Origin of the sequence: Streptomyces sp. NPDC059524 (assembly GCF_042749255.1) — a bacterium.
Lineage (GTDB): Bacteria > Actinomycetota > Actinomycetes > Streptomycetales > Streptomycetaceae > Streptomyces > Streptomyces xanthii.
Map to the genome: position 1 here is coordinate 37,996 of NZ_JBHYTK010000058.1, position 6,168 is coordinate 44,163.

The 6,168-nt window shown below is 73.2% G+C and carries 6 protein-coding genes; 4 read left to right on the top strand and 2 right to left on the bottom strand.

Annotated features, from left to right (window positions below):
* Position 1: 1 nt before the first annotated feature.
* Positions 2-958, bottom strand: coding sequence for a hypothetical protein (locus tag ACFW9D_RS18365; protein WP_384623128.1), 957 nt, complete (start codon positions 956-958; stop codon positions 2-4).
* A 94-nt stretch (positions 959-1,052) separates the two neighbouring features.
* A complete protein-coding gene (locus tag ACFW9D_RS18370) occupies positions 1,053-1,835 on the bottom strand; it encodes an IclR family transcriptional regulator (protein ID WP_384623129.1) in 783 nt (260 codons plus the stop codon).
* Between the two features lie 137 nt (positions 1,836-1,972).
* Here ACFW9D_RS18370 and ACFW9D_RS18375 point away from each other — a divergent pair, with 137 nt between their 5' ends.
* The 4 genes from ACFW9D_RS18375 to ACFW9D_RS18390 all read left to right on the top strand — a co-directional run bounded on the left by ACFW9D_RS18375 (position 1,973) and on the right by ACFW9D_RS18390 (position 6,116).
* Positions 1,973-3,502, top strand: a complete 1,530-nt coding sequence (locus ACFW9D_RS18375; protein ID WP_188339632.1) for an aldehyde dehydrogenase (NADP(+)) — start codon at positions 1,973-1,975, stop codon at positions 3,500-3,502.
* A gap of 5 nt (positions 3,503-3,507) precedes the next feature.
* Positions 3,508-4,119, top strand: coding sequence for a DUF1349 domain-containing protein (locus ACFW9D_RS18380; protein ID WP_188339633.1), 612 nt, complete (start codon positions 3,508-3,510; stop codon positions 4,117-4,119).
* A gap of 109 nt (positions 4,120-4,228) precedes the next feature.
* Positions 4,229-4,951 (top strand): DsbA family oxidoreductase, encoded by a 723-nt coding sequence (locus tag ACFW9D_RS18385; protein ID WP_384623131.1) that lies wholly within the window; start codon positions 4,229-4,231, stop codon positions 4,949-4,951.
* An 82-nt stretch (positions 4,952-5,033) separates the two neighbouring features.
* Entirely contained in the window at positions 5,034-6,116 is a 1,083-nt protein-coding gene (locus ACFW9D_RS18390) for an aminotransferase class V-fold PLP-dependent enzyme (protein WP_384623132.1), read from the top strand.
* Positions 6,117-6,168: the final 52 nt, after the last annotated feature.

The window sequence follows — 6,168 nt, forward strand, 5'->3', positions numbered from 1 at the left end:
CTCACGCGGGCACGGGGGTGGTGCGGCGGGCGGCCGCGTGATGGGCGCCGATGGTCACGACGAGCAGGCCGACGATCATCTGCCCAGCGTAGGTGAGGTTCATCAGCGGCGTGGGCTGCCGGGAGAGGTCGTCGACCCCGGTCAGCGAGGCCAGCGCCAGCCAGCCGCCCCAGCAGGCCGCCGCCCCCGACCCCACCCAGAGCAGCGCCAGCGGCACCTTCAGGGTGAGCACGCGCCCGCGCCGGAAGGTCAGCAGCACAGCGCCCGCGACCGCCGCGACGAGATACAGCGCGTTGAACGTCTCCATCACGTAGTAGGTGCTGTCGCGTTCGGCGGCCCGCGCCGCGTTGAGTCCGGCGTCCATGCCGCACGCCCACAGCAGGTGCGTCGTGACCGGCAGCACGGCGAGCAGGGCCGCGCCCACCGCGATCAGGCGCTGCGCCGCGTCCTGCGGGCGGACCGGAAGCTCCCGCACGCGGCCCTGCCAGACCCCGCCCCAGCGTTCCCGCGCGTATCCGACGAAGAGGGCGCCCAGGCACAGGCCCTGCGCGATGAAGCCGGGATACACGACCGCGAACACCCAGTCGTCCAGGAAGGGTTCGCTCGGCCCTGAGCCGCCGCCCGAACCGTCGAACGCCTGCACGATCAGCTGGGCCGGGTAGCCGGTCATGATCGGGGTGAGCAGTCCGGTCGCCACCCACATCGGCACGGCGAGCGCCCAGGCCGGCACCCTGCGCCCCCAGGGGCGGGTCAGCAGGAAGGCGAGGAGGATGACGGCGCCGTCGAGCAGCACGGTGATGCCGTTGGCGACCGCCATCGTCGTGCGGTGGTCCAGGAGGGTGCTGCCGTCGGGGATGCCGACGCGGCTGCCGGCGATCCAGGCGACCTTCAGCGACAGGTACGGGAGACAGGCGAGGACGGTGACGGTTCGCAAGGTGGAGCGCAGCTTCGAGGTCATGCGTCCAGGCTGGCCCGCCGGGTGGCGCGGGTCGTCGTGCGAGCCGGTGATCCCCCTCCGCCGCGCGGCGGAGGGGGAGCGGCGCGAAGAAGGACTACAGGCGGCGCGTGGCCAGGGTCAGGCGGTCCCGGGCGTCGAACAGGGCGTCCTTGACCATCTGTTCGTGCGCCGGGGTGAGGCGGGCGACCGGGACCGAGCAGGAGATCGCGTCCCGGGCCGGGGTCCGGTACGGGACGGCCACGCCGAAGCAGCGCAGCCCCAGCGTGTTCTCCTCCCGGTCCACCGCGAAGCCCTGCTCGCGCACCTGGTGCAGCTCCTCGATGAGCTTCTCGCGGTCCGTGATCGTGTGCTCGGTCAGCGCGGGCAGCGTCTCCGGGAGCAGCTTGCGGACCTGCTCGTCGGTGTGCGTCGCGAGCAGCGCCTTGCCGAGCGAGGTCGAGTGCGCGGGCAGCCGGCGTCCCACCCGCGTGAAGGGCCGCAGATAGTGCTGGGACTGACGGGTGGCGAGGTACACGACGTTCGTTCCGTCGAGCCGGGCCAGGTGGATGGTCTCGGTCGTGTCGTCCGACAGCCGGTCCAGTGTCGGCCGCGCCGCCGCGACCACCTCGTCGCCGTCGATGTACGACGTGCCGACCAGCAGCGCCCGTACGCCGATGCCGTACCGCGTGCCGGTCGCGTCGGTCTCGACCCAGCCGAGCTCGACGAGCGTGCGCAGCAGCATGTAGAGACTGGACTTGGGGTAACCGACGGCCTCCTGGACCGCGGCCAGCGAGTGCATGCCGGGGCGCCCGGCGAAGTACTCGAGCAGCTCCACCGTGCGGACCGCCGATTTGACCTGGGCACCGCCCGCGGCGGCCCCCGCCTCGCCTGCCGACATCTCCCTTGACCCCTTCGTTCCACGGGAATTACTGTCCAGTCTCGATACGAGTTCACGATGAGAGACAGTGTTCAGTATATCGAACAGCTCTCCTGGCCGGCCCGGTGAGCTTCGAAGAAAAGCTGGAAGGATCCGCGGTGGCAGCAGCACCAGTCTGGAGTGTCGACCCCCGAACCGGGAAGCAGCGGGAGCAGGTTGCCGTCGAGGCGACACCGCAGGAGGTGGACCAGGCGGTCCACGCCGCCCAGGCGGCCCGCCCCGCGCTCGCCGACCGCACCGTCCGCGCCGCGTTCCTGCGCTCCGCCGCCGAACTGCTCGCGGCCTCCGAGGAACACCTCGTCGAGGCCGCCGACGCGGAGACCGCGCTCGGCCCCGTCCGGCTCACCGGAGAACTCGCCCGCACCTGCTATCAGTTGCGGGCCTTCGCCGACATCGTCGACGAGGGCGCCTTCCTCGACGTGGTCATCGACCACCCGGACGCCACGGCCACCCCGCCCGTCCCTGACCTGCGCCGCTACAAGATCCCGCTGGGCGTCGTCGCCGTCTACGCGGCCTCGAACTTCCCCTTCGCCTTCTCCGTGCCCGGCGGCGACACCGCGAGCGCGCTCGCCGCGGGCTGCCCGGTCGTCGTCAAGGCCCACCCCGACCACCCCGCCACCTCCGAGCTCGTCGCCGCCACGATCCGCCGCGCCGCCGCCCGGCACGGCATCCCCGAGGGCGTCCTCGGCCTGGTCCACGGCTTCGAGGCCGGACTCGAACTGGTGCGGCACCCGCTCGTCGCCGCCGCCGGCTTCACCGGTTCCGTCCGCGGCGGGCGGGCCCTGTTCGACGCGGCGGCGGCCCGGCCCGTGCCGATCCCGTTCCACGGAGAGCTCGGCTCGCTCAACCCCGTCGTGATCACCGAGGCGGCGGCCGCCGAGCGCGCCGACACGATCGGTACGGGGCTCGCCGGATCCATGACGCTGGGCGTCGGGCAGTTCTGCGTGAAGCCGGGGCTCGTCTTCGCGCCGCGCGGCGAGGCCGGCGACGCGCTGGTCAAGACGCTCACCGCCGCCGTCAGCGACACCGAGGCCGGGGTCCTGCTCGACCACCGCATGCGGGACAACTTCGTCGCCGGGGTCACCGCGCGAGCGGAACTGCCCGAGGTCGAGGCGCCGGTCACGCCGGGCGCGGGCGGCGACCACACCGTCGCGCCCGGATTCCTCACCGTGCCCGCCGCGCGGCTCGCCGAGGACGGGCCGCACGACCTGCTGCTCGAAGAGTGCTTCGGGCCGGTCACCGTCGTCGCCCGCTACGGCTCGGCGGACGAGGTGACCGCGGTCCTGTCCCGGCTGCCCGGCAACCTCTCCGCCACGCTCCAGCTGTCCGAGGGCGAGGCCGCCGGCGAGGGCCGGGGCGCCGAGCTCCTCGCCGAGCTCACGCCGCTCGCGGGCCGCGTCCTCGTCAACGGCTGGCCGACCGGCGTCGCCGTCGCACCCGCCCAGCACCACGGCGGGCCCTACCCGGCGACCACCTCCACCTCCACCTCGGTCGGCGGCACCGCGATCGAGCGCTGGCTGCGGCCCGTCGCCTACCAGACGACGCCCGAGGCGCTGCTCCCGCCCGAGCTGCGCGACGGCAATCCGCTGGGGCTGCCGCGCCGCTACAACGGCCGCCTGGAACACTGACCGGCATGGAACTGCGACTCCCCGAACTGCCCTTTCCGCTGCGCAGCTACGGCCCCGACGGCAACTGGTCGTACGAGGACGGCACGCTCACGGGGTGGGCGGGGCCCCGGCAGGACCGGTTCGTGCCGCCCACGGGAGACTCCCTGGAGCCCGCCTCCGACGCGCCGCGCCTGCTGGGGGCGGCGCCGGAGGGGGACTTCCAGCTGATCGCGCGGGTCACCGTCGGGTTCGAGGCGGCCTTCGACGCGGGGGTGCTCTACCTCCACGTCGGCGACCGGGAGTGGGCCAAGCTCTGCTTCGAGCGCTCCCCGGACGAGCCCACCATCTGCACGGTCGTCACCCGGGGCCACTCGGACGACGCGAACGCCTTCGTCGTGGCGGGCCGCTCCGTCTGGCTCCGGATCAGCCGGACCGGCGCCGCGTTCGCCTTCCACGCCTCGACCGACGGGACCACCTGGACCTTCATCCGCATCTTCACGCTGGGTGACGAGAAGACCGCGGGCGCGGCACTGGTCGGCTTCCTCGCCCAGTCCCCGGTCGGCGAGGGCTGCGTCGTCACCTACGACCACATCGAGTACCGCCCCACCTGGCCCGACGGCCTGCGTGACGGTTCCTGACCGGCACGGTCGTCCGGCCCGGGAATTTCCGGAGGGGGGTTCCGGTTGTGGAGGGGAGTGCGGGGCACCCCCTGCGCCGTACGTCACCCGAAGCGAGCGAGAGACCCCCATGCGCGTCGAGATCTGGACCGACATCAACTGCCCGTTCTGCTACATCGGCAAGGCCCGGTTCGAGCAGGCACTCGACGCCTTTCCGCACAAGGCCGAGGTCGAGGTCGTCCACCGGTCCTTCGAGCTCGACCCGACGGTGAAGAAGGACTTCACCGGCCTCGTCGTCCCGCACATCGCCGAGAAGTACGGCATCAGCGAGGCCCAGGCCGCCGCCAACGAGAAGGGCCTCGGCCAGCAGGCCGGCGCGCTCGGCCTGCCCTACCTCACCGAGGGCCGCGACTACGGCAACAGCTTCGACCTGCACCGACTCCTCCACCTGGCCCACGAGCGCGGCCTCCAGGACGCGATGATCGACGCCCTCTACCGCGGCAACTTCGCCGAGGACGCGTCCGTCTTCGCCGACGAGGAGCACGTCGTGAAGCTCGCCGTCGAAGCCGGCCTCGACGAGACCGAGGTCCGCGGGGTGCTCGCCGACCCCGAGGCCTACGCCGACGCGGTCCGCGCCGACGAGCAGGAGGCCGCCGCGCTGGGCGCGACCGGCGTCCCGTTCTTCGTGCTCGACCGCAAGTTCGGCGTCTCCGGCGCCCAGCCCGCCGAGGTCTTCACGCAGGCCCTCACCCAGGCCTGGTCCGCCCGCTCCCCGCTCACCGTCATCGAGACCGCGGACAGCGCCGACGGTGATGTCTGCGGCCCCGACGGCTGCGCCGTGCCCCAGGCCTGACCTGCACTGATAAGCGCCTCTTAGAGGTACTGCTCAAACATCCGCAATGGACGGGTAGTTGGCGGCGGGGCACAGTGGACGCATGGAGACTTCCGCTGTGCCCCAGCTCGACGCCGGCCTGGTCCGCGCCGAGTACACCCCGGCCACCACCTACCTGAACACGGCGAGCTCAGGCCTTCTCCCGGCCCGCGCCACCGCCGCGATGCGCGACGCGATCACCGTGATGGCCGAGGGCGGCTCCATCGACGACCTGTTCACCGACGTGGAGGACGCGCGCGCCGCGTTCGCCCGGCTGGCCGGCGTCCCCGTGGAGCGCGTCGCGACCGGCAACTCCGTCGCCGTCTACACCGGCCTGATCGCCGCCTCGCTCCCCGACGGCGCCGAAGTCCTCACGGCCGAGGGCGAGTTCAGCTCCACGATCAACCCGTTCCATGTGCGCCCGGACCTCAAGGTCCGCACCGTGCCCCTGGAGGCGCTCGCCGAGTCCGTCCGCCCCGGCACCGCGCTCGTCGCCGTCAGCGCGGCCCAGTCCGCCGACGGCCGCGTCGCCGACGTGCGGGCCCTGCGGGAGGCGACCCGCGCCCACGGCGCCCGGCTGTATGTGGACGCCTCGCAGGCCGCCGGCTGGTACCCGCTCACCGAGCACGCCCCGCACGCGGACTACGTCACGTCCGTCGCGTTCAAGTGGCTCACCTGCCCGCGCGGCGCGACCTTCTTCATCGGCCCCGCCGACCCGGAGGGGTTCGCGGCGCTGCGCCCGGTGTTCGGCGGCTGGGTCGCGGGGGAGCGGCCCTGGGACAGCTGCTACGGCCCGGTCACCGAACTCGCCTTCTCCGCCCGCCGGTTCGACGAGACCCCGGGCCTCGTCTCGTACACCGGAGCCCGCCGCTCCCTCGAGCTGATCGAGGAACTGGGCCCCGACGCGGTGTGCGCCCACGACCTGGCCCTCGCCGAGCACTTCCGGGCCGGGCTCGCCGAGCGGGGCCTCGCCCCGATCCCCGCCCCGGGCTCGCCGATCGTCTCCGTGCCGGGACTCGGCGCCCGCCAGCCGGAGCTGCGCACGAAGGGCATCGAGGTCTCCAACCGGGCCGGCAACCTGCGCGCGTCCTTCCACCTCTACAACACGCGGGACGACGTGGACCGCCTCCTGCACGCCCTGGCCTGAGCCGACAGGAGAACAGGAGAACGGAGCGGGGCGGGGCCTGAAGGCCCCGCCC